This is a genomic window from Tenacibaculum sp. 190524A02b (assembly GCF_964036645.1).
Taxonomy (GTDB): Bacteria; Bacteroidota; Bacteroidia; order Flavobacteriales; family Flavobacteriaceae; genus Polaribacter; species Polaribacter vairaonense.
Genome location: NZ_OZ038525.1, coordinates 3,593,434 through 3,617,526, shown reverse-complemented (window position 1 = coordinate 3,617,526; position 24,093 = coordinate 3,593,434). Strand labels below are relative to the sequence as shown.

General features: G+C 29.0%; 23 protein-coding genes. 8 read left to right on the top strand and 15 right to left on the bottom strand.

Going from position 1 to position 24,093, the window contains the following annotated elements:
• The first annotated feature begins 25 nt into the window (after nucleotides 1–25).
• The 3 genes from ABNT65_RS14785 to ABNT65_RS14775 are packed head-to-tail and all read left to right on the top strand — an operon-like array spanning nucleotide 26 to nucleotide 3,049.
• Nucleotides 26–796 carry a DUF4292 domain-containing protein gene (locus tag ABNT65_RS14785; protein ID WP_348746181.1) on the top strand — a complete coding sequence of 257 codons (771 nt, stop codon included), beginning with the start codon at nucleotides 26–28 and terminating at the stop codon, nucleotides 794–796.
• Nucleotides 797–2,008 carry a murein hydrolase activator EnvC family protein gene (locus tag ABNT65_RS14780; RefSeq protein WP_348746180.1) on the top strand — a complete coding sequence of 404 codons (1,212 nt, stop codon included), beginning with the start codon at nucleotides 797–799 and terminating at the stop codon, nucleotides 2,006–2,008.
• A gap of 6 nt (nucleotides 2,009–2,014) precedes the next feature.
• Entirely contained in the window at nucleotides 2,015–3,049 is a 1,035-nt protein-coding gene (locus tag ABNT65_RS14775; RefSeq protein WP_348746179.1) for an AI-2E family transporter, read from the top strand.
• A 91-nt stretch (nucleotides 3,050–3,140) separates the two neighbouring features.
• On the opposite strand, the gene ABNT65_RS14770 is transcribed toward ABNT65_RS14775, so the two are convergent.
• The 4 genes from ABNT65_RS14770 to ABNT65_RS14755 all read right to left on the bottom strand — a co-directional run bounded on the left by ABNT65_RS14770 (nucleotide 3,141) and on the right by ABNT65_RS14755 (nucleotide 5,320).
• Nucleotides 3,141–3,653, bottom strand: a complete 513-nt coding sequence (locus tag ABNT65_RS14770; RefSeq protein ID WP_348703140.1) for an acyl-CoA thioesterase — start codon at nucleotides 3,651–3,653, stop codon at nucleotides 3,141–3,143.
• 362 nt (nucleotides 3,654–4,015) lie between these two features.
• Nucleotides 4,016–4,597 carry a hypothetical protein gene (locus ABNT65_RS14765; RefSeq protein WP_348746178.1) on the bottom strand — a complete coding sequence of 194 codons (582 nt, stop codon included), beginning with the start codon at nucleotides 4,595–4,597 and terminating at the stop codon, nucleotides 4,016–4,018.
• The gene (locus tag ABNT65_RS14760; protein WP_348746177.1) at nucleotides 4,590–5,009 is read right to left on the bottom strand and encodes a protein-export chaperone SecB; all 420 of its coding nucleotides are present in this window, start codon (nucleotides 5,007–5,009) and stop codon (nucleotides 4,590–4,592) included. Before ABNT65_RS14760 ends, ABNT65_RS14765 begins: the two co-directional genes overlap by 8 nt.
• Nucleotides 5,006–5,320: a hypothetical protein gene (locus tag ABNT65_RS14755; protein ID WP_348746176.1), complete on the bottom strand. Its 315-nt coding sequence runs from the start codon at nucleotides 5,318–5,320 to the stop codon at nucleotides 5,006–5,008. The genes ABNT65_RS14760 and ABNT65_RS14755 overlap by 4 nt, the downstream gene beginning before the upstream one ends.
• 429 nt (nucleotides 5,321–5,749) lie before the next feature.
• Here ABNT65_RS14755 and ABNT65_RS14750 point away from each other — a divergent pair, with 429 nt between their 5' ends.
• Nucleotides 5,750–6,256: a hypothetical protein gene (locus tag ABNT65_RS14750; RefSeq protein WP_348746175.1), complete on the top strand. Its 507-nt coding sequence runs from the start codon at nucleotides 5,750–5,752 to the stop codon at nucleotides 6,254–6,256.
• Nucleotides 6,257–6,460: 204 nt separating this feature from the next.
• Here ABNT65_RS14750 and ABNT65_RS14745 read toward each other — a convergent pair whose 3' ends face one another.
• The gene (locus ABNT65_RS14745) at nucleotides 6,461–7,360 is read right to left on the bottom strand and encodes an SPOR domain-containing protein (protein ID WP_348746174.1); all 900 of its coding nucleotides are present in this window, start codon (nucleotides 7,358–7,360) and stop codon (nucleotides 6,461–6,463) included.
• Nucleotides 7,361–7,455: 95 nt separating this feature from the next.
• Between ABNT65_RS14745 and dprA the strand changes: the two genes are divergently transcribed.
• A complete protein-coding gene (dprA, locus tag ABNT65_RS14740; protein ID WP_348739476.1) occupies nucleotides 7,456–8,553 on the top strand; it encodes a DNA-processing protein DprA in 1,098 nt (365 codons plus the stop codon).
• Nucleotides 8,554–8,659: 106 nt separating this feature from the next.
• On the opposite strand, the gene ABNT65_RS14735 is transcribed toward dprA, so the two are convergent.
• Complete coding sequence (locus tag ABNT65_RS14735) at nucleotides 8,660–9,592, bottom strand: hypothetical protein (RefSeq protein ID WP_348746173.1); 933 nt, start codon at nucleotides 9,590–9,592, stop codon at nucleotides 8,660–8,662.
• 190 nt (nucleotides 9,593–9,782) lie between these two features.
• On the opposite strand from ABNT65_RS14735, the gene ABNT65_RS14730 reads away from it, so the two are divergent.
• The gene (locus ABNT65_RS14730) at nucleotides 9,783–10,841 is read left to right on the top strand and encodes a hypothetical protein (protein WP_348703146.1); all 1,059 of its coding nucleotides are present in this window, start codon (nucleotides 9,783–9,785) and stop codon (nucleotides 10,839–10,841) included.
• Nucleotides 10,842–10,935: 94 nt separating this feature from the next.
• On the opposite strand, the gene ABNT65_RS14725 is transcribed toward ABNT65_RS14730, so the two are convergent.
• The 9 genes from ABNT65_RS14725 to ABNT65_RS14685 form a co-directional block, all read right to left on the bottom strand.
• Nucleotides 10,936–11,835, bottom strand: coding sequence for a transporter (locus ABNT65_RS14725; RefSeq protein ID WP_348746172.1), 900 nt, complete (start codon nucleotides 11,833–11,835; stop codon nucleotides 10,936–10,938).
• Between the two features lie 67 nt (nucleotides 11,836–11,902).
• Complete coding sequence (locus ABNT65_RS14720; RefSeq protein ID WP_348703149.1) at nucleotides 11,903–12,763, bottom strand: DMT family transporter; 861 nt, start codon at nucleotides 12,761–12,763, stop codon at nucleotides 11,903–11,905.
• A gap of 64 nt (nucleotides 12,764–12,827) precedes the next feature.
• A complete protein-coding gene (locus ABNT65_RS14715) occupies nucleotides 12,828–15,101 on the bottom strand; it encodes a T9SS type A sorting domain-containing protein (RefSeq protein ID WP_348746171.1) in 2,274 nt (757 codons plus the stop codon).
• A gap of 228 nt (nucleotides 15,102–15,329) precedes the next feature.
• Nucleotides 15,330–16,064: a protein phosphatase 2C domain-containing protein gene (locus tag ABNT65_RS14710; RefSeq protein WP_348739468.1), complete on the bottom strand. Its 735-nt coding sequence runs from the start codon at nucleotides 16,062–16,064 to the stop codon at nucleotides 15,330–15,332.
• A gap of 25 nt (nucleotides 16,065–16,089) precedes the next feature.
• Nucleotides 16,090–16,638, bottom strand: a complete 549-nt coding sequence (locus tag ABNT65_RS14705; protein ID WP_348746170.1) for a hypothetical protein — start codon at nucleotides 16,636–16,638, stop codon at nucleotides 16,090–16,092.
• Nucleotides 16,639–16,793: 155 nt separating this feature from the next.
• Nucleotides 16,794–20,138 carry a transcription-repair coupling factor gene (gene mfd / locus ABNT65_RS14700; RefSeq protein ID WP_348746169.1) on the bottom strand — a complete coding sequence of 1,115 codons (3,345 nt, stop codon included), beginning with the start codon at nucleotides 20,136–20,138 and terminating at the stop codon, nucleotides 16,794–16,796.
• Between the two features lie 97 nt (nucleotides 20,139–20,235).
• On the bottom strand, nucleotides 20,236–20,508 hold the full coding sequence (locus ABNT65_RS14695) for a hypothetical protein (RefSeq protein WP_348746168.1): 273 nt from the start codon (nucleotides 20,506–20,508) through the stop codon (nucleotides 20,236–20,238).
• Between the two features lie 476 nt (nucleotides 20,509–20,984).
• A complete protein-coding gene (locus tag ABNT65_RS14690) occupies nucleotides 20,985–21,977 on the bottom strand; it encodes a hypothetical protein (protein ID WP_348739461.1) in 993 nt (330 codons plus the stop codon).
• Entirely contained in the window at nucleotides 21,974–22,558 is a 585-nt protein-coding gene (locus tag ABNT65_RS14685; RefSeq protein WP_348703156.1) for a hypothetical protein, read from the bottom strand. The genes ABNT65_RS14690 and ABNT65_RS14685 overlap by 4 nt, the downstream gene beginning before the upstream one ends.
• A 439-nt stretch (nucleotides 22,559–22,997) precedes the next feature.
• Here ABNT65_RS14685 and ABNT65_RS14680 point away from each other — a divergent pair, with 439 nt between their 5' ends.
• Nucleotides 22,998–23,432, top strand: a complete 435-nt coding sequence (locus ABNT65_RS14680; protein ID WP_348703157.1) for a TerB family tellurite resistance protein — start codon at nucleotides 22,998–23,000, stop codon at nucleotides 23,430–23,432.
• A gap of 48 nt (nucleotides 23,433–23,480) precedes the next feature.
• Nucleotides 23,481–24,068 (top strand): hypothetical protein, encoded by a 588-nt coding sequence (locus tag ABNT65_RS14675; RefSeq protein WP_348703158.1) that lies wholly within the window; start codon nucleotides 23,481–23,483, stop codon nucleotides 24,066–24,068.
• Nucleotides 24,069–24,093: the final 25 nt, after the last annotated feature.

The following is a 24,093-nucleotide window of genomic DNA, read 5'->3' as shown; positions in this document are numbered from 1 at the left end:
GTATGCTATTTTTAAATGTAAAAAAATGAAATTAGTTAAGTTTATACTTATTTTCCTTATTCTATTTACGTCTTGTAAATCAAGTAAAACAGCCTCTGAAAATGTTGGTGTTATTAAAGAAATGTCTGCTAGAAAAGTAGCTAAAAAACATAAATTTAATTACTTTAATGAAAAAACTGTTGATGCTAAATTAAAGGTAAATTACAAGGGTACTAAAGAAAGTTTAGGCTTTTCAGTACGTATGAAAATTAAAAAAGATGAGGTGATTTGGTTAAAAGGCACCAAACTAATTACTATTTTTAAAGCTAAGATTACTCCTGAAAAAGTAAGCTTTTATTCACCTTATAAAAGGAATTATTTTGAAGGTGATTTTTCTATGTTAAAGAAAATACTAGGTACAGATATTAATTTTGAACAACTTCAAAATATGCTACTTGGTCAGGCAATGTTAGATGTAAAATCGCAACGCCAAAATGTAGCTATTGTAGAAAAATCATATCAGCTTTCTCCAAAAAAACAACCAAATTTATTTGACGCCTTCTTCTATATAAACCCAAGTCATTACAAACTTAACAAACAATCTTTAGTAAACTCTTTAAAAGATCAACGCTTAGATATAAGTTACCCAACTTATTTAAACAAAGAACAAGTTGTTTTTCCTAATAAGATTACTATTCTTGCTAAAGAGAAAACAAAATTTACAAGTATTGATATGACTGTTAGATCTGTTAATTTTAATACCAATTTAAACCTTGACTTTTCTATCCCTACGGGATATAAAGAAATACAGTTATAAATGAAAATAGCTTTTTTTTACATATTAATTTTATGCCTTCTCTTTACTAGTTTATCTTCTTTTTCACAAAGTAGAAAAGAGTTAGAAAAAAAACGAACTAAACTAGAAAAGGAAATAAAAAAGGTAAATACATTACTTTTTAAAACTAAAAAGAAAAAAACCAATGCCTTAGATGATTTAAAAGATTTAAATCAGAAAATTACAGTAAGAGAGCGTTTAATTGAAACTATTGAGCTTGAAACTGAAGAGATTGAAAAAGAAATTGATAAAAATAAAAAACAATTAAAAAAATATAATACCGAGCTAAATAATCTTAAAAAAGATTATTCTGCCATGGTAGTGAAAACTCATAAAAGTAAATCAATGCAAAGTAAAACTATGTTCTTACTATCATCAGAAAACTTTTATCAAGCTTATAAGCGTATTAAATATATGCAACAATACAATGATTTTAGAAAGAAGCAAGGCGAAGAAATCATTGTAAAAACAAAACAAATAGAAAAATTAAATGATTCTTTAAACAATAGAAAAAGATCTAAAGAACGTTTAGCTACTAAAGAAAAAAAGCATAAAGAAGAAATAGAAGGTGATAAAAAAGACCAGGAGAAGTTAATTACCACCATTAAAAAACAAGAGAAAAAATATAAAAGAGAGCTTATAAAAAAGCAAAAGGAAGAGAAAAAAATTGCTGCTAGAATTGACAGGTTAATTAAAGAAGCTATTGCCCGATCTAACCGTAATAAAAAGAAAAAAGGCACTAAAAAAGCTGCCGAATTTAGTTTAAATGCTGAGGAAAAAAAATTACGTGCTAAATTTGAACTAAATAAAGGAAGTTTACCTTGGCCTGTAAAAGGTGTTGTTACTAGAAAATTTGGTGTACAACCACACCCTACTTTTTCAGGGATCAGTATAAACAGCCCTGGTTTGCATATTGTAGCTAAACAAAACTCAAATGCAAAAAGTATTTTTAATGGAAAAGTATTAGTAGTACAAATACAATCTAAAGGATTAAAATCTGTACTTGTACAACATGGTAACTATATATCTGCTTATAACAACTTAGAAAAAGTCTTTGTTAAAAAAGGCGATAAGATTAAAACAGGTGATAAATTAGGGAAAATATTCACCAATAAAGTAACAGGAAAAACAAAACTTAGTTTTGTTTTATATAAAAATACAAAACGTTTAAATCCATCTGAATGGATTCAATAATTCTATATGAAAAACTCTGCCAATTTTATTATTGTAACTATAGCTATTGTAGCGGTTTTAGTAGTTGGTAAAGGTATTTTAATTCCTTTTGTTTTTGCTTTAATTTTTTGGTTTTTAACCAGAGAAATACGTAAAACCATATACAAAATACCTTTCACTAAAAAATTTATACCTAAATGGTTAAGTAATGTATTGGTTTTTTCTTTGATTATCTTAGGTTTTAGCTTTGTATCTGAAATCATTACTAACAGTATTACGGATTTAACGGAATCATATTCAAAATATGAAACTAACATTGATTCTATTATTAAGAATATTGACTCATATTTTCATGTTGACATTATTAAATCTATCAAATCAATTATAGGTAAATTTAATTATGGTTCTGTTTTAGGTGATATTGCCAATGGTATTAGTAGTATTTTGGGTGATACTTTTATGATTGTTATTTATGCTTTATTTATCTTCCTAGAAGAAACTAGTTTTAAGAAAAAGCTACACAAAATGTTTTTAAACAAAGAAAATAGCTATAATAATATACAAGTTATGCTAACCAAAATAGAAACTTCTATTTCTAACTATTTACGTTTAAAAACCTATGTTAGCTTATTAACGGGTATTTTAAGCTACCTTGTTTTGTTATTAGTTGGTGTTGATAGCGCTCCCTTTTGGGCTTTTTTAATTTTCTTACTAAATTATATTCCAACTATTGGCTCTTTAATAGCTACTGTTTTTCCAGCTATTTTTAGTCTTTTACAATTTGGTGAACTCACACCATTTTTAATTGTACTAATTGCTGTAGGTGTTGTACAAGTAATTGTTGGTAATGTAATTGAACCAAAATTATTTGGAAAATCGTTAAACTTAAGTCCTTTGGTAACCATTATTGCCTTAGCGGTTTGGGGGAAAATATGGGGAATCACTGGTATGATTTTGAGTGTCCCCATAACTGTTATTATGATTATTGTTTTTTCTCAATTTGAAAAAACAAAGTCTATTGCCATACTTTTATCTGAAAACGGCGATATAGAAGAAATTTAATTGCCTGTATGTATACATCTAGGCAGTTGATTTATATAAAAAACTAACTTCTTTTCTATAATAAGACAAATACAAAGTGTTTTAAACACCTTTAAGCCGTAAACAATGCTTTTAGCTCTGTAGCATCCTTTGGTTGCATTTTACCCGCTAAAACTAAGCTTAATTGCTTTCTACGTAAAGCACCTTCATAACGTTGTTTTTCTATAGCTGTTTCTGGTGTTATTTGTGGAATTGGCACTGGTTTTCCTGTTTCATCTACCGCTACAAATGTGTAAATACCTTCGTTTACTTTTGTTCGCTCACCAGATTGACGGTCTTCAATCCAAACATCTACATATACTTCCATAGAAGAGGTAAATGCTCTAGATACTTTTGCTTCAATAGTCACTACACTACCAACAGGAACGGATTTAGTAAACGCAACATGGTTTACAGAAGCTGTTACTACTATTCTTCTAGAATGGCGACGTGCTGCAATACTACATGCTCTGTCCATACGTGCTAATAATTCTCCTCCAAAAAGATTGTCTAAATAATTAGTTTCTCCTGGTAATACTAAATCAGTAAGGGTAGTTAACGATTCTTTAGGTGTCTTTGCTCTCATGTATTAATTTTGAAGCAAAGATACGTAATGCTATAAAAACCTACTTGTAATAGCTAATGAATCGGTATATAACAAATTTCTCTTTTTATTAATAACTCGTTTCTTGATAATCAAAAATTCAATAAAACCAATAATTGTAAAATTTTCATATTTTAAGTTTTTTCTCAGAGTAAAATTTATCCTATGTTCAAAAAGAGATTTAATCAATAGCGCTATACTTTTTGATAAAATGTAGAGTTTTGGGGTAAAAAACACTTAAAAGTTTAAAAATTACACATAAATACAAAAGAAACCATAAGTAAATTATATTTTTTTAAGTAAGAAATCAAATTTATGATTGATTTCTTACTTTTTGTTTAATCTTAAATTACCTTTTTATTTTTACAAGTGATATCATGCTTATCAACAAAACAAATAATGTTTAAAGGAGATAAATAAGTGTAATATTTTCCATCCGTAGAAAAGTTTACTTTTTCATTGTCATAATCATTTATATCTCCCATAACATTTTCTACTGCTCTAAAATATTTGTATCTAAATATTATTTTTCCTTCTTTGTTAAGTTTTTTAAAAAACTCAATCCACTGTCCAAGTTTAAAACTACCAAAAACCTTTTTGTTTTTTTGTATATATTCTTTTTTAAGTTCGCGAAAATAACTACTTGATCTTCTATCTAAAAAATCTAATAAAAAATTATGATTTAAAGATAAATTTTCGAATTCTATTACACTATAATTCCCTTTATAATGAATGCTACCCCATCTGTGAGCAGCTTGAATATTTTCTTCCCAAAAATAGTAGCCTTCACCTAAAAAAGGAACTCTATTTTTATTATTTCTACCTTTCTTTATTTTTGAAGAAAAAGGGGCTCTTTCTAATAAATATGCTTTTTGACTTTTTGCACATGTATGTTGGCATGTGTATTCTAATACAGGTTTATTCATTCTCTATTCCATCAATTTCAATCAAGTTTTCTATTATATCGTCTCTAAAACCTGATAGATTTAAAGTAGGTAAAGTAACTGTATCTAGTCCCGAAAGAGCTGTAAAGTTAGAGATGAAACTTCTAATATATGGAAATATGATTGCTGGACCATTTATTGATAAATAACTAGTTAATTCTTCTTGGTTTTCAGTATTGTATTCAAAAATACCTGTGCAAACCATTCTTAATTGAAAATGGTTTTCTATGTCTAACATTTCGAATATAATATTTATATGAAATTGTTTTTTTTTCCTACTAATAGCGGCGTTAGGAATAATATAAAATATATCTTCCTCTGTATTTTTTGGAAACTTTTCAAATTCAAAATTTGAAACAATAAAATTTTTAAATTCTAATTTTGCTTCTTTCATTTGGTTTTTGTTGTAAATAAAAAAAGAACTCTTTTAGAGTTCTTTTGATTAATTTTTTTGTTTACTTTTATTAACTTTACATTGAGTTCATGAAGTGAACTAAAAGTATCTGGTTTATTATTATATTTTTGGTATATATAACTATGGAAGTCTCCAAAGCTACTTAACCAGTTTTCTTGGATTAGACCGCAAGTTTCAATTTCACAATCTATAAATTCCTCTGCCAGTTCAATTAATTCATCATCAGAAACACCTTTTAAGAAATCCTTACTTGATTTTAAGGATTCCTTCATTTCTTGAGTGTATTCCATAATGGTAGTTTTTAAGAGTTAGTACCCTATATTTCCCTTACTTTTTTAAAAAAATAGCCGTTGTTTGCAGGCAAATATAATCTATAAAAAAAATATCAACAACAATATAACTGTTTTTAACCAAAAAACATTGAAAATATTATTTTTTCTGAGAAAAATATATCAAAAAATAGACCATTTCAATCTCAAAAAGGATTTTTTTTATATTGAATACGGAATTTCTTTTTTTAAAAGAGTAAAGACAAACAGGTATTTCTTCTGTAAATATTTTAAACCTATTTACATTAATTAAAATTAAATTGTAATTTCTACTTTTTATAGTTAGCTATAAAATATTCTTATAAAGTTTATGTTATTCCTCTATCTATTTAAGGTTTTAAATGGATTTTATTATATATTTGTTTTAACACATTTTTAACATTATTTATTATGCGTATTATACCAAACTTAATGGCCATTGCCTTAATTAGTTTAACTATTTCTTGTAAGAAAAATCCAGCTGAAAGCGCAGAACACAAAGCTCTTATAGCTGAACATGAAACTATGATGAAAACTCATACTGAAATGGAAAAACAACATTCAGCTATTAGTGATGACCATACATCTTTATTATCTTCTCATAAAGACATAGCTAATGATTCTCTTCATATAGTTAATGAAAAGAAACATGCTGCTATTTTAAATTCACATACTTTATTAGTTGAAAAACATAAAGGTTTAATTAGTGCACATAAAGCGCTTGAAGAAAAGCATGCTAGCGGTACAATTAGCTTAGAGGAAATGAAAAAAGATCATGAAAAGCTTAAAAAACAACATCAAGAAATGTTAGATGAGCATCATAAAATGATCAAAGATCATGAAAAAGTTACTGCTGAAGATGCTAAAATGGTAAAAGAACATGCTGCTGCTGAAGCTGCTAAAGAAGAGAAAAAATAGTATTTTTTAAATATAAAATAACCAAAAAGGTATACAGAATTGTATGCCTTTTTTATAACTTTTATATTGATATTCAATTATTACAAAATCGAAAAATTATTTAAACCACAACAAAAAACCTTTGAAATTAACTTCAAAGGTTTAAATAAACTTTTATAAATCTGTCAAACTATTTTTAGGATGACTAATGTATATTATAATTTTTTACTTTTCTAATAACCAAGCATCTTCCGATACTGTTTCTTTAATATGAAGTAACTCCTTACGAGCTTCTTGTTTGGTAGCATAACTTTTATAAGCTACTTGTGTAAGTCCCCAAGAGTTTTTCCCAATAATTTTAGGCTCAAATCCTTGTAATTTTAATTCTTCCACTTTTTTATGAGCATTGTCAACTTCTTGAAAAGCACCTGCTATTATGTGAAAATTTTTACCTTCTTCTTTTGTTACTTTTAAATTAATGGTAGGTAATGGATTGTCAATAACAAAAGTAGCTGACTGAATTTTCTTTTCTAATGACTTTTCTTGACTTGCTAATACCTCTTGTTGTTGCTGGTTTTGCATTCCGTTCCAAATACCATAAGTAATTCCCATAACTACGGCCGCTGCAGCAGCACCTTTAACATACATAGGGATTACCTTCTTTGTAGCGGTTTCCTCTTCAACAGGCAATTGTTTTATCTTTTCCTCACGTTCTATAGTTGAAGCTTGAGTATCAGTCAATCCAAAAGATTCAGCAAGGAAGTTAGATTCTTTATTAGGTTCAAAAACCAATTGATTTTCTTCATTTTTAACTAATGAACCTATACTGGCAATAGTAATAACATTCGTTTCTAATTGTTTTTTCCAGTTAGAAACTTCATTTACTATCTTTTTAGTAGCTTCCTCAAAAGATACTCCTTCTGTTGAAGCAATGTAATTAGCTAATAAACCATCATTATGTTGTAAATACGCATTAAAAGTAATTTGCTTTTTAGGAGGATAAAATGTATTTGTATCTTCATTTATCGTAGTACCAACTTTATTGGTTACAAATCCACCAAATTCAGGCACAATTACGCAATCGTATCTATATAATAAATCGTTTATGTAGTCGGCTATTGTCATATTACAAAATTACTAATTTTAAAAGTTGTTACCTCTTTTTTACTCCAATAGTTATTAACACATTTTTTGTATATTGGTAGTCAATATTTTGCACTATGAAAAAAGAAGAATTATTAGCCGTTCTTAGGCTACAAGCTACAAAACACATAGGTTCCATACTTGCTAAAAAACTTATTTCTGCTACAGGAAGTCCTGAACAAATCTACAAAGAATCCTTAAACTCATTAGCCAAAATTCCTGGCATAGGTAGTTATAGTATTCAGCATTTATTTGACACTAAAGTTTTAAATAGAGCAGAGGAGGAGCTACGTTATATTGAAGAAACTAACTGTAAATATCATTATTTTTTAAGTACTAACTACCCTAAAAACTTACAGCAATGTGTTGATGCTCCTATCTTAATTTTTAGAGATGGTAGTATTGACTTTACCAATCAAAAAATCATTTCTATTGTTGGTACAAGAAATATTACTTCTTATGGAAGAGATTTTTGTAATGAATTAATAAAAGATTTAGCTAATTATAATCCCATTATTGTTAGTGGATTTGCGTATGGTGTTGATATTTGTGCTCATAAAGCTGCTATAGATAACAACTTACAAACTATAGCTGTATTGGCTCATGGATTGGATGAAATTTACCCGAAAACACATAAAAAATACATGCATAACGTAATGGATAATGGTGGTTTTTTAACCGAGTTTTGGCATGATGAACAACCTATGCGAGAGAATTTTTTAAAAAGAAATAGAATTGTTGCTGGATTATCTCAAGCTACCATTGTGATTGAATCTGCTAAAAAAGGTGGTTCATTAGTTACGGCTGATATTGCTAATTCTTATAACAGAGATGTTTTTGCTTTAGCGGGTAGAAATACTGATAAGTTTAGTATTGGCTGCAATAATCTAATTAAAAATAATAAAGCACATTTATTAAGTAACGCTACTGATATTATTGAAATGCTTAATTGGGATGTTTCAAAAAACACAGTTCAAAAACAAACTGCCTTATTTGTTGATTTAGATACTAATGAGCAAAAGATCTATGACTATTTAAAAACAAATGGTAAACAGTTGTTAGATGTAATTGCTATTGAATGTGATATCCCTATTTTCCAATTGTCTTCTATTTTAATTCAAATGGAATTAAAAAATGCTATAAAACCATTACCAGGAAAAATGTTTGAGATATAATACTATTTCTAATTTCATTTACTCAAAAAACAAAAGCAATCTTCATACGTTGAATACCTCAACAAAAGATTGCTTTTTCCCCTAATAAAATGATTCTTCTATATTATTAATCTACCTTAATTGTAATAGGTAGCGTATATTTTACACATACATTTTCACCTTCTTTTTTAGCAGGTATAAATTGTGGTAGTTTCCCTATAATTTCTTCAGAATGTTTTTTTAGTTTTAGATGCGGTGCTCTCACTCTTATTTCTGTAATAGTACCAGTTTCAGAAATAATTAATTGAGCAAATATTCTATACTTTCCACTACTAAGCCCAAGGTTTTTAGTCAGATTAACATCAAAATTTTCCTTTATAAATTCTTTTATCCTTTTTTCAAAAACTTTCTTAGCTTCTTTTTCTTTTAAATTTTTGTCTCGTTTAAACCTTATAACCTCATCTACTCCATAAAAATTATAAGGTACATTCTTTTCTAATTTTATTTTTCCTAGTTCAACTATTCCATCAATCATCTCAGATTCTTTAATAGTTGATTTAAAATCTACTTCTCCTTCTAATTCAACTTTTTCATCCTTATCTTCTCTTGAAGGGCAAAATGTAGTATAACCTTTTAATGAATCTTTTGAATTAAAATATGTTAGAGAATCCATAATTTTTTCTGTAAATACACTATCTACTATTTCAACCTTTTCTATTTTTTGATTCTTACCTGTATCTGTTTTACAACTAAATAGGGTAGTGCCCATAATTAGTAGTAACGACAATACAAATAGTTTTTGAAAACTTAATTGATGATAAAATGTACTTTCTGGAATTTGAATAACAATACTATCTAATTGTTTTCTTTTAAAATGTCCACAAACTCGTTGGTTTTTATTTTCAATTAAATAATCCTGAATTTCTTTGGGTGATTTTTGAGTAAAATCAACTACAGTTTTAGCGCAAGAATTACAAAATCTTCCTTTTTCGTTTGGCGTCATGGTATTCCAATCTTCATGACAAGGTTTTGGAATTGTAATTTTGAATAGTTTGTTCATAGTAATTTCATTTGAGGCAAAAACTTGCAAATACTATTCCATAATCTATTTTTTGTGTAATAAATTTTTATTTTTGAGTAAACTACTTCGGGACAGGTTCTCGAATCGTCTGATTAGGACACTAAGTTTAATTTCGAAACAAGCCTTAGGGCATTATACCCTTTGGCGGTGCCAATAAAAGCCCCAATATATGCCGTCTTTTGAAAAATTAATGTCGCAGAAAAAACCTGCTTTTCCAGTAACTAAACAACTAAATGACTACTTAGTAGAGCATAGTAGAAATAGTAAAATTCCTATTTTTTATGATGATTTACTTCGTTTTCAAGGCTCAATAGTAGTGTATGATAAAGACGATGAAGATACCTTATGGGTAAGAACTTATTACTCTGAATTTGAACGACAAGAAATCGATTTAAGTTTAAAGAAAGTATATACCATTTTACATTCAAATGGAAACGAAGAAACCATTCCTTATTTGAATATTGATGCTATTGACTACTGTACTTTTGGAAATTCAAAACCTTTTAGAGTTAAGGTTAGAAATATTTTAAACGATAATTACACCTATTTTTACGTAAAAAAAACGGATGCTTCACGTATTTATGGTTTAGAATTAGAACACATTCTATCACCATATAACCTCAACTTTATGGTGTATAAGGATACTTTAATTGAAGAACATATTGCTGGTATTCCTGGTGATGATTTTATTAAAGATTTTTTACCTAAATGTACTGAATCTGAGAAAGCACAAATAGCCAAGGAGTTTGTAAAATTTAATGAGCGTTGCATGATTCGTTTGTTAGGGGATATGCGTTCTTATAACTATGTTATTGTACCTACTCACGATTTTGATCATGTTGTTTTTAAAATTAGAGCTATTGACTTTGATCAACAATGCTACGAGGGGAAGTTTAAAGTGTATTATCCGCAGTTTTTTAAAGAAAACCTACCTATGGTTACCTTAGTAGGAGAAAAACTACAAGAAACCTCTATTAATCAATATAAGATTGAAGAGCGTTCTATTGTAGCTAAGCGCATTCTTAGTTCAGAAAATAGAGTAAGAGAACTTATTTCATGTATGAAGAACGATGTTATTTCAACTGAAGAGAATATAAACTTATTAAAACAACAAATTTTCGATTTTACGAAAGATATTGTATTTAAAAAAAGCACCAATATGGGAGAAGTTTTAGAGGCTGCACTAGAGTTTGTAAAACGAAATTATGAAAACATGAGAATTACTTAGTAAGCTATCTCAGAATATTATACTCCTAGTACCAATAAAAAGAGGTTTCAAATTAAATGAAACCTCTTTGCCTTTTGTTACGTTAATAGTGTGTTTAATTTTTATAAACTAAACCTATAGAAAAGGCTTTTTCTTTACTAAAATTTCTTCCATCAATCGCAAAACCGTATCCTGCAGAAACCCCAAAACTTTGTTTATAAACGGGTACATATACATCAAAATGTAATGTAGTATAATCAACTTGTGTTTGAGATAAAGCAACTGGACCTCCATTTGCACCAAATTCAGCCGAACCAATATCATACCCTGAAGTAGAATCTTGTCCACCTAACTTAGCGTGTGCATAAATCCATTCATTATAATATCCTAATTTCAAGCTATACAACAATGCATTCGGTATTTTAAAGTCTGAATTACTTCTGATACTATATCCAGTTTGCCCTTCAAAGAAAAGATTAAAAGGCATAGTATATTGCATTACAACTACACCATCAAAAGTAGTTGCCTTATTTCCTATTGATAAAATTCCGTTTCCTTCATAATTACTCATAGGAAAACTAATCCCTGCCGCTGTTCCTATACTTAATTTTGAGCCTTCATCAAAGTTTTTATTTAATACTCTGGCTTTCATAAAAAGCGATAAGTCTTGAAGACCACTTACTTCACTTTTTTTATGAACTGGATCAACAGTACCTTCTTCACTCTTCAATGAAATATAAGGAAGCGATACTACAGCAGATAACCAATCGTTAATACCATAATCAGCATAGACACTAAAAATTGAAGAAGATATTTCTCCTAGATTTGCTGGATTTCCTTCTGTTAAAGTAGTACCTCTATAAAATCGGTCAGAAGTTTTATAGGCATAACTAGTTGCTATTGTAAGTTTATTTTTCTGTGGATAGAATCCGTTGACTAAAGTTTGTGCTTTTGTAAATAAAGGGAAGCATAAAGACATAGCTATCCCATAGATAGTTGATTTAGATTTTAGCATGTTTAGTAGTTTAAAGTTAAACTCTTTGACGTAGGTTTTTTAAACTACTTACATTTATTCATAAAGTTTATTTTTTCTTATTCCTAATACTTTCAATTACTACTGTAGCTAAAATTAAACTTCCTCCTAAAAAAGTATTTAAAGTTGGAATTTCTCGTAAGAAAAAGAATGCTAAAATAATTCCAAAAATAGGTTGTACACTGCTAATAATACTTGCTGTAGCAACTGAAAAAAATTGTAATGAATGTACCATTAAACTATGCCCGATTACTGTAGTTAAAAAAGCTAATAATAGTAAATAAGGGAATTGACTTTGAAATCCAGAAGTATCCATAAAAAACAAAACTGGTAACAAACAAACAGAAATAATTAAGGTTTGATATAACATTAACATTACCCCATTATATTGAGTTACATATTGCTTTAAAATCAAAATTCGTATAGAGTAACATATTGCCGATAATAAACCAAAAAGTATGCCTTGCATACTTGAGCTTTCAAGATTAAATTCTGGTGATAAAATATAAAGTCCTATTAAAACTAAAATTCCCAATACAATATGCATTGGATTAAACTTTACTTTTAAGAATATAGGTTCTAAAAAAGCTAGCATTACTGGAAAAGTGTACAATGCTAACATCCCTATGGCTACATTAGATAATTTTAAGGCATAAAAATAAGTTACCCAATGTGCCGCCATAAATACACCACTGATAATAAAAGGTAAATAATGTTTTGGTGATTTTATTTTGAGGTCTATTTTCTTGTATTTACAAAAAATATAGAGGAATATCATAGCAAATGCAGAACGAAACCATATAATAACCTCTGATGGCATGGCAATATATCTTCCTAAAACCCCTGAGGTACTGATAAAAAATGTAGCTATTAATAAACCTGCTAAATTTTTAATATAGTCGTTCTGCATTGTATATAAATATTTGTTACTACCTGATTTTTAATATCAGAATATCAAGTAACAAATATCCATTTTATTTCTTTATAATCTTTTTATAGGCACGTTTTTTATTGCTTTCAATATTTAAAAAGTAAACACCTGATTGTAAGAAATTAACATCTAATTGTTTATTTAAAATTCCTTTTTGAGAAAATACTTCAGCACCTTTGCTATCAAAAATTTGTAATTTATCAATCGTTTTGTTCCCACTAAAATTCAATACGCCTTGCGTTGGGTTAGGGTAGATATTGAATTCTTGTAATAATGAAACCTCTTCAGAACTTAAGGTACCATTATCATTAAAATAGTTGCTATATGCTGTTGAATACTCATAAGAAGATGCACATGATGCCGCTGCATCCCAATTTACAGACCAGGTCATCATTCCTCTAATATTAGCATGAGGGTTTCCTCTTAATGTATATTTTCTTCCATCATACTCAGTTCCAAAGCGTAAGTAATTTAATGCTTTTATAGTTTCTGAAGGACGAAGATAACCACCTGCTGGAGCAGCAGAAGGACATGATGGCAAACCAACCATTACTTTGGTAGCTGGTAATGCTGGAAAATTAAATCCTGTTGAAGCTACTTTAAAACCAGTTAACAACATATCTGTCATAGCAACAATAAAATCTGGTGTTGCTTGTGCATAGGCTATATCATCTAAAGCATTTATTGATCCTGTATTGTACAATTGTACCATTACTAAATCTAATTCTTCTCTTAAATTATGAATAACTGGTAAAAAAGATCCACCTCTGTTATTGTAAGTAGCGTATCCAACTTGTACATAAAAAGTTTCTGGAGCACAAGTAAGTATAAAGTGCTCACCATAATGTTGTTTTATTTCTTTAAAAGCATCTACTACATTCTTTAATTTTGGGAACGGTGCTAAATTTTCATATGAGAAATCTTTAAGAGCTCCAGCTCCAAAATCCATAGAACCACCTTCAAAATCTAAATCTAAACCATCAAAACCGTATTCATCTATAATTGCTTTAAGTCCTGCAACAAATTCGTCTTTATGCGCTGTAGTTCCTAGTTCAACATGTCCGTTTTGACCTCCAATAGAAGCAATTACAGGAATTCCTTTATCTCTTAAAAACTGAATATCATCTTTTAATAACTGCTTATCAAAAGCACCGTTACTTTGATATCTAGCACTATTAATAGTTAATTTAGGTGTATGCCCATTTTGACCTTCCGTTTCTATAAATGAATACATTACTACATTGTAATTTTTATCTGCCATATCTCTAAAGTATAAGAATGGTGCTCCTGCATTTTCCCAAGAATGCGCATATCCTAAAATGATATTTCCACTTGGTAATGGTGTAAATACTGAATTAATAATATTCAGTTTAGTAGTGTAGGTAGTACTTGCTCCTTCATTATCAGTAGCCGTTATGGTTACTGGGTATTCTTGGTGATTTGTTGGTGTAAAATTATACGTGTATTTATTTCCACCTGTAGCAGTCATGTTATTACTATTTCCATTGATTGTTATTTGAGCAGAGGCTATAGTTCCATCAATATCAGTAACAGTTACTTCAATAGGAATGTTTTTAAATCCGTCATTTTGATTTAATGTAGTACTTGCTGGCTTATTCCATACAATAGATGGTTTTAAATTAGGGCATCCAGAACCATTACATCCTAGTGTAAATTTAAAATCTTTAGTTAATGTACTTCCGTTAGATGCTTCTGCAACTACAGAAAAAGTATGTTCTACACCATAATCTGCATCTGTAGGAGACCATGAGCCTGTATAAACATCGTTTCCTGCATTTGAAGTTGTAACCGTAGTTCCATTTACTTTAAAAACTACCGATGATATATTATCTGATCCATTATCAAAAGATAATTTTACGGTTGCATTTAAAGCTAAAGCAGTTCCATAATCAATAGAAGTCAACGCATTATTTGGATTATTAATAGTAATGGCTGGCTTTACTTCTTGAGAATTAAAATCAAAAGTTTTAGGCGATGTTGGCATTGGTATGTTAGCAATATCAGTAGGGTAGTAGGTTACTCCACCATTGTTACCTGAATTTAATTTTAAGGAGTTGATAGTTTTATAACCATCTAAATCTGCATTAGAAAAACTATATTCTCCTTGTGCATTGGTAGTTGCTGTTAGATTAACATAAGGATGCGCACTGTCTGTCCATGGCATAATTAGGTTAATAGTTGCATTTGCCACTGGCGTAGCACCTTGTTTTACAGTTCCAGAAATTAAAGGGTCTTGTGCGGTTACTTTTACTAAAAAAAGAAGATTGACAATTGCATAAATAATTGTTTTTTTCATCAGTTATGAATTTAAGGGGTTTGTTTTTTAAAACAAAGAGTAATAATTGCTTTATAGATTAATAATTTTATTAATGCCACTAAAGGATTCAACTATATCCAGAAGTAACTTACTTTACGCTACAACAACTTAAAATGCTTCTAATTATTATATTCTCTATAAAGGTTTTCTAACTGATCTTATTATTTGTTAAAATAGTATCCTTTTACTGTCAATTTTTTATAGCTTTTATTTAGTAAATCTCACAATAGCAAGATCATCTGTAGGCATGTGATTCCATTGTTGTTTTAAATAAAGAATTTTTCTATCTAAACAGTTTTCTTCATTTATAAACTTCTTATCCACCAATAAAAACTGAATTATTTTAGTTTCTTTTTTTTGTTCATTTTTCTCTTTCAAATTTTTAAAAGAGAAAATTCCATCTGTACAAATAGAAAAGTCTTTAAAAGAAGTGATGGATATTTTTTGTTCTTGTTTTTGGTACCATAATTCAAAATCTTCATGTAAGTGATATCCTAAATAGTCTGGTTTATCTTCTTGTTCAAATTCATAAAATACCTCATCTACACATACCAAACCATCACCTACTACCAAAATTTCAGCATTAGTTTCTTTTGTATCTACTACACTTATAATTAGCGTAGAAAGTAACTCATATGTATCTAAATCTAATTGTTTTTTAGTTGCATTAATTGCTACTATTAACTCTTGAATAATATCTTTTAGCTTAGATTTTAAATCTGTGGTTTCTTTGGTTACAAAGTCTTTATAAAATGTTTTTTTAGCAATATTTCTTAAAATCTTTCCATACAACATGGCTGCAAAAACAGATTCTTTTCCCATGGTACATCCATCCATTACCGCTATTAGTTTTTGGTTGGTTGCTATGTTCTCAACTACTAAAAAATCTTCGCAATACTTTGTATGAAATTCTCCTATTTGTAGGGTAGTATGTATTTTCATTCAGGAGCAAAAGTACTTATTCTTATTAAGATTCTATTCTATTATTTAGAATTGATTTTGCAGCAGTAACAGCTGCTTCTTGATACATTTCTGCATTATTTATTATATAAAGTAATTCAATATCTGTTTTCTCTTTAAACTTAGATATAAAACCTTCCTTTTTATTTAAGTCTCTTTTTTGTTTTAAAATCTGGTCTTCTAATTCATTCTTCTTTTTTATATAAGGAAAAATTCTGTAAATTTTTTTGGTATTTCTTCCTTTTCTGAACTTATGAATGTTGTGAATCAAATTTGTCAAAAAATATCTATCCCCATTTGTAAACTGTACTTCCCAATAACCAAAATCATAGATTAAAAAATCTTCACTCATTGATGATGGTTTCCTTGATAAGGCTAGGTTATAATTTGACTTAACTATATCAGAAATTAAATATTCTTTTGTGATTTTTTTATGTGTTATTCTAATTTTTTTAGAATTATAAATAAACTGCGTGTCTTTATTCTCTATATAATATGTAAAAAACAACCAAAATGAAGGAAACATTAAGACCATCATGACTATTAGCATAGACATTAAGAGTTTTATTGAAATAAAGCTTATAATAATAACTAATATTATAATTAAGATTACATGTTTTTTTATAATTTTCTTACACTCTTTACTAGGAAATTTATTTATTACTTCCATAAAAATGAACCTTTTTATTTCTAAAAACAACTAGTATATCATTACACTGCTTCTAATGTTTTTAATGCTTTGTTTACGGTATCTATTTTTATAAAAGTGATTAATAAGCGTAACCCGTTTTTAGTTTCTTTTTCCTTCATTACACAGCTTTTAGAATGTTTCTGTACATATTGTAACATCCTTGTAAAAGCCTGCGTTTGATAAAAATCACTTTGCTGATCTGAAACAAAATATCCAATCATTCTCTTTTGTTTCAGTACTACTTTTTCCAATCCTAATGATTTTGCTAACCATTTAATTCGGACACTATCTAATAAATCAGCTACTTGCGTTGGGTATTCTCCAAAACGGTCTATAATTTCACCTTCAAATACCTTTAATTCTTCTTCAGAATTTACATCGGATAGTTTGTTATACAGTACCAAACGTTCACTTACAGAGTTTACATAATCATCTGGGAAAAGTATTTCAAAATCGGTATCAATTTGTACTTCTTTTACAAACTCTTTTGGTCCATTTTCTTCGGTATTATATAATTCCTTAAACTCGTTTTCTTTTAATTCTTCAATAGTTTCTTGTAGAATTTTCTGATAGGCATCAAAACCTATATCATTGATAAATCCACTTTGTTCTCCTCCTAATAAATCTCCAGCACCACGAATTTCTAAATCTTTCATGGCAATATTCAATCCGCTTCCTAAATCAGAAAATAATTCCAATGCTTGAATTCGTTTTCTAGCATCTTCGGTCATATGATGGTAAGGTGGTGTGATAAAATAACAAAAGGCTTTCTTATTAGAACGCCCAACACGTCCACGCATTTGATGTAAGTCTGACAATCCAAAGTTATTGGCATTGTTTATAAAAATGGTATTGGCGTTTGGTACATCCAATCCACTTTCAATAATTGTGGTAGATACCAATACATCAAACTCATTGTTCATAAAGGCTAACATTAACTCTTCTAACTTTTTTCCTTCCATTTGTCCGTGTCCAATACCTATTTTAGCATCAGGCACTAAACGTTGCAACATTCCTGCAACTTCTTTAATATTTTCTATGCGATTATGGATAAAAAACACTTGTCCTCCACGTGAAATTTCATACGAAATAGCATCACGAATGGTGTCTTCAGTAAAACGAATGACATTGGTTTCAATTGGGTGACGGTTTGGTGGCGGCGTTTTTATAACCGATAAGTCACGCGCAGCCATTAAACTAAACTGTAAGGTACGAGGTATTGGCGTTGCGGTAAGTGTTAAGGTATCTACGTTTTCCTTAATGGTTTTTAACTTATCTTTTGCCGATACTCCAAATTTTTGTTCTTCATCAATAATTAGCAATCCTAAATCTTTAAACTGTACACTCTTATTGGTTAATTGATGTGTTCCAATCACAATATCTACGCTACCATCTGCAACACCTTCTAACACGCCTTTTCTTTGTTTTGCGGTTCTAAAACGATTTAAATAATCAATGGTAACTGGAAAGTCTTTTAAGCGATTAGAGAACGTTTTAAAGTGCTGAAATGCTAATATGGTAGTTGGTACTAATACTGCTACTTGTTTTCCGTTATCTACTGCTTTAAATGCAGCACGAACTGCAACTTCTGTTTTACCAAAACCAACATCTCCACAAACCAATCTGTCCATAGGTTGTTCTTTTTCCATATCAGCTTTCACATCTTGTGTGGATGTATATTGATCTGGCGTATCTTCATATAAAAAACTTGCCTCCAGCTCATGTTGCATGTGTGTGTCTGGTCCAAAAGCAAATCCTTTTTCTAATTTTCTTTTAGCATAAAGTTTAATAAGGTTAAAGGCAATTTCTTTAACTCTTTTCTTTGTTTTTTGTTTTACTTTTTTCCAAGCTCCAGAGCCTAGTTTATATATCTTTGGTGGCTTTCCATCACGTCCATTGAACTTAGAGATTTTGTGTAAGGAGTGAATGCTTACATAGAGAATATCTCTGTCTCCATATATTAGCTTTATAGCTTCTTGCTTTTTCCCTTCTACATCAATTTTTTGGAGTCCTCCAAACTTACCAACTCCATGATCTATATGCGTCACATAATCGCCAACCTCCAATTTAGTAAGCTCTTGTAAAGTGATGGATTGCTTTTTAGCATATCCGTTTTTTAGTCGGAATTTATGATAACGTTCAAATATTTGGTGATCTGTATAACAAACAATTTTCGCATCTTCATCAATAAATCCTTGGTATATTGGAAATACTAAGGTTTCATAATGGACTTCTTTTTCAGCATCGTCAAAAATATCTTTGAATCGTTGTGCTTGTTTGTCATTTGAACAAAAAATATAATTAGTAAACCCATTGTTATGGTTCTCGTTTAAATTATCTATCAGTAAGTTGAATTGTTTATTAAACGAGGGTTGTGGTTTCACGTGAAATAATACATCCATTGCTGGGTTTTCTTTTTTCAACTCAGAACGGAAGCTTATATGTGCCACCATAAAATCTTGTAACTGCTTGATTATTTCAGTTCCGTTACAGAATAGGGTAGTGGGTGCTGCATGATTTACTTCTTTAGAAAGTTCACTAAAAGCAGTTTCTGCTTTTACGTAAAACTTATCTAATTGCGCTGCAATTACCTCTGTATTTCTTGTAAAGACTACCGTTTTTGAGGCAATGTATTTTAAAAAGCTTTCGCGAGTTTCTTGCAATGCTTTATTTTCTACATTAGGCATTATACTCACTTTGGTAAGCTTTTCTTTAGAAAGTTGAGTTTCTACATCAAAAGTTCTAATGCTATCTACCTCATCACCAAAAAATTCAATACGATACGGTTCGTCATTAGAAAATGAAAATACATCTATAATTCCTCCACGTACCGAAAATTCTCCTGGTTCTGTTACAAAATCTACGCGGTTAAAGTTGTATTCAAACAATACTTCGTTTACAAAATCTAATGATACTTGCTCGCCAACAGCTACTTTAAGCGTATTTTTTTCCAGCTCTTTTTTAGTCACTACCTTTTCAAATAGGGCAGTAGGATAGGTAACAATAATGGCTGGCTTTTTACGGGAATTGATACGATTCAATACTTCCGATCGTAACAATACATTTGCATTGTCTGTTTCTTCTATTTGATACGGACGTCGATACGAACCGGGATAAAATAATACATTTTTCTCTCCTAACAATTGTTCTAAATCGTTCAAATAATAAGCTGCTTCTTCCTTATCGTTACAAATTAACAAATAGGGTTTATTGGCTTGTTTAAAGGTTTCTGAAATAACAAAAGACAACGAAGACCCGACCAAATTCGTTATTTGAAAGTGGTGTGCATCTTGCTGTAACTGTGCAACAATCTGTGTTACCTTTTCAGATTGTTGGTAATGGTTTACAATGGTTTGCTTACTCAACAGTACACTATTTTACGCAAATATAAGGGTATTGTTTTTTCTTACTACTTTAATGGTAATTATACTATGCCTTTTTAGTTTAATTTTGATAATAAAACTACAAACAACTACCTACATACAAATTATTTAGTTCTAAAATTTTAGAATTGATTTCTTGTTCTGATTGATATGGTGAAACTCCCATAAAATAATAAAAAGCTAAATCATTTATCAATTCGTAAGCCTTTTCATAATATACTTTCGATTGTTTTTTTGGAAAATTTTGATGACTTGACAAACTCTTGATAAAGTAAGAAATATACCATACACCAGAAGCTGTTTCTCTCGATACTGTTTTAGTTTCTTTTATTCTAATACATTCTGTATTCAATTCATTTAAAAGGTTTATAAACGAGTGGTGGTTCCAATTAAAATCTGATCTTAGTTAAAGTAAAAAAGAACCTTCCTCAGCATTTAATTCATCTTTTAAATTCATTTTAAATTCATTTTAAATACATTTAAGCTAGTAAAAATAGCTACTAATTTAATTAATTTTTCTTACGTTCTAAAATAATAACAAAACCATCTCCGAAGGTCGCTAGTGGTTTTGTTGACAGAAAAGAGGCTTCCGCGAGTGTCGCGGAAGCTTCTGCAAAAAAACAGAGCCGTCAGCGAGCTTCGGGGACGACTCTGTTGTAACAACAAAACGTTCCCCGACACTCGCTGAACGTTCTGCAAGAAAACAATGCGATTTCCGACACTCGGGCATCATTTTGTTATAAAAAAACAACCTTGAATTTGATTTTAACATATCAAATTCAAGGTTTATTTAATTACTGGGAGATATAACCGAAAGATTTAATCCTCTTACCTTTTTTTCTCCACTGTAAAGTCCGCTTTATATTTTAATGTAATTCCAAATGGTGCTTTTCCTTCTATATACATTCTCCATAATATAGATACATCTCCATATTCAATAGAATGTAATCCTTCTCTTTCTGGAAAATTAAACTTTACTATTGGAACTTGTTTTAAATTTTTAACTTCTTTAGTAGGTGACCTATATAGTATCTGTGTATAGGTACTTGATGTTGTTCCTCTACTGTCTACAACTTTTTCAATAATATGATAATAAAGCTTTTTTTGAGTAACATTAAAATTTCTAGGTTTATGTATTTTACATAAAAAAACATCTTCATCATTTAAGGTTTCCATGGTTACTACACCTAAAGATTGTTTTACTATTTTTGCTACTATAAATACGGATGTAACAATTATTATAACACCCAAGAATATAAACATTTCTTCAAATTCAGGTATAAAATAAGCATAAATTACACCTACAAATAAAGTTGTTAAAAAACTGATTACAACATTGAATTGTAAACTAAAATTCACTTTAGTTTCTACTACTTTATACTCACTTTTTTCATCTTTTACACTAAAATATACTCCTTTTTTAAAAGAGTTATCAGCAGTAACTAAAGATTTTACTTTTGAAAAAAAGGATCTTTCAATTTTGTCTATATCCGCTTCATTTACCTCAATATTCACTTCTATTTTATAAGAAAAAATAGCATTTGTTCCTTTATAAGTAGGTAGATTATCACCTGATAATTCAAAAGAAATTGGGATTTCTTCTACTACTTCTTTTTCTAACATTTTATGAGTACATATAGTAAAGCTATCTATTTCTTCTTTTGTACTTGCCAATTTACCTCTAACCTCAAAATAAATAACAGCTTCTATTCTATCTATTTGTAAATTTTCAGTAGCTTTTATCTGTAAAATACCTTCTGTAACTTCATTTATTTTTGAGTTATCAATATGAATTCTGGTTTCTAATATTGCTTTTTTCATTGAAATTTTTCGTATAAATGATTTATTATTCCTCTATAATTATCACTATAGGTTTTAATTAATTTATCAGTGGCATCTATAGTAAATAAGTCTTTTTTATCTAAATCTGTTGCAGCAGCTAATTGTAATCTTTTATTTAATAGTTCTTTAAGTTTGTCACTGTCTATCCCTTTAAACAAAATACAATGTCTTTTTTTCTTAGCTATCAAACATTCAAATTTTCTATTCCAATGTGTTGTATAGATAACAACTCTCTTCCTTTTAAAAAGCTTTATTCTTTTAGTAAGAGATAAATGATGAATACTATCTACAAAAACAACCTCAGATTTATGCTGAATTATTTCTGAAAAATCATCATTTCCATCTAATAAGAAAATAGGATAATGTGGAATTTGATTTTGTAAATATTTTAAATGTGTAGTTTTCCCTCTGCCTTGCCTTCCTATAAATTCTATAGCTAATGATGTTGAATTTTCAATTTGTTCAAAAACTTCTTCTACGTTAAAACATGGAACAATTATTTTATCAATATCTTCTTTTAAAACTCCTGAAAAAGGATTAAACATAAACTTTTCTTTCAATTTTTTACATCTTTTTATGCTTGTTAAAAATACTAATTATTCATTCTTTAAACAGTAAAATTAATTCACCTTTGTAAAAAATCACTCTTTTTACTTGCTTTTTATAGAAACTTATTTAAACCCCCTTTTTAAACATTCTTGTAAACACTGATAATCTATTTACTTCTCTTTTTTTTAAATCGGCTTAAAACAGCGTTTAAAAAAGCCTATTTTATTATTAATTCTTATTACTACCACATAAAACATAAATAAAACTAATCGTTATTTTTCTTATAAAAATTATATGATAGTTCAACCTTTTTTTAATTGTAAAGAAAATCACGTGAAACATTTTATTCTTTTATTTAGTAACTTTAGTGTTGTGACTTTTTTTGTAAACAAGCTTCTAACAACTGGAGATTATTTACTTTTTATATTAACTAAAAACAAATTAAAAATTATGTCTATATCCGATTTATATTCTAGTGGAAAACATAAACAAGAAATAGGACACTTTGCAAGTATTGTAAAAATTGCTAAAGTTGATACTATAATTACTGAAGGGGAAGAAAAGCTATTAAATAAGGCTGCCAAAAAATTAAATATTAGCGAAACAGAATATGCTGAAATTTTAAAGAATCCAGAAAAATTTCCAGTAAATCCGCCTGTGAGTTATGACGAGCGTATTGAACGTTTGTATAGATTAACTAAAATGATTTTTGCAGATGCACAGGTAGATAAAGAAGAGGTAGGTATTATGCGAAAAATAGCAGTTGCCTTACAATTTCCTACTGATAATGTAGAGAAAGTTTGTGATGAAGCTGTGCATTTAATACTGAATGACAATGATTTAGAAGATTTTACGAATGCTATAAAAAAAGTGAATTTAGTGTAAAAATATACTAAATTTGCTTACATTTAGTTATTCTTATAAATCTCCCTTATGAAATCAAATTTTTTATTAGCAGCTGTTTGTTGTTTTTTAACAGCGTCAGTAATTTCACAAAACTTAAATGAATCCTGGCAATTTGGGGTTGGATTTGGTATTACCAAATTTAATGAAGGTGATGCCGCATATATTGGTGATCAGTACCAATTTCAAGTACCTGTTATTAATTTAACAATGCCTATTGGTGAGCGTTTAGCTTTAGATGGCGCAATGTCCTTCAATACTATTGATGATGTAGGTTTTATTAGTAATTCTGCTAAGTACTTTTCAATAGATGGTTCTTTACGCTATAATTTTGACGCAATTTTAGAGCGTTTTGGTCCATATATATTTATTGGTGGTAGTGTGGTAGATTCTGAACGTAAAATGACCCCAACCTTTAATGCAGGTGTAGGTGGTATTTTTTGGATTTCTGATCGTTTTGGTATTAATCCACAATTATACTATAAACATTCTTTAGAAAGTTTTGAAAGTATGCGATCACACATTCAAGGTACTTTAAAATTAATTGTTAAACTAGATTGGAACAATTTATTTGAAGGTGGTAATCACGCAGCTAAATCATCTGGAGTTTGCTTCTAGATGTTTAAAAATGAAATCATAAAAA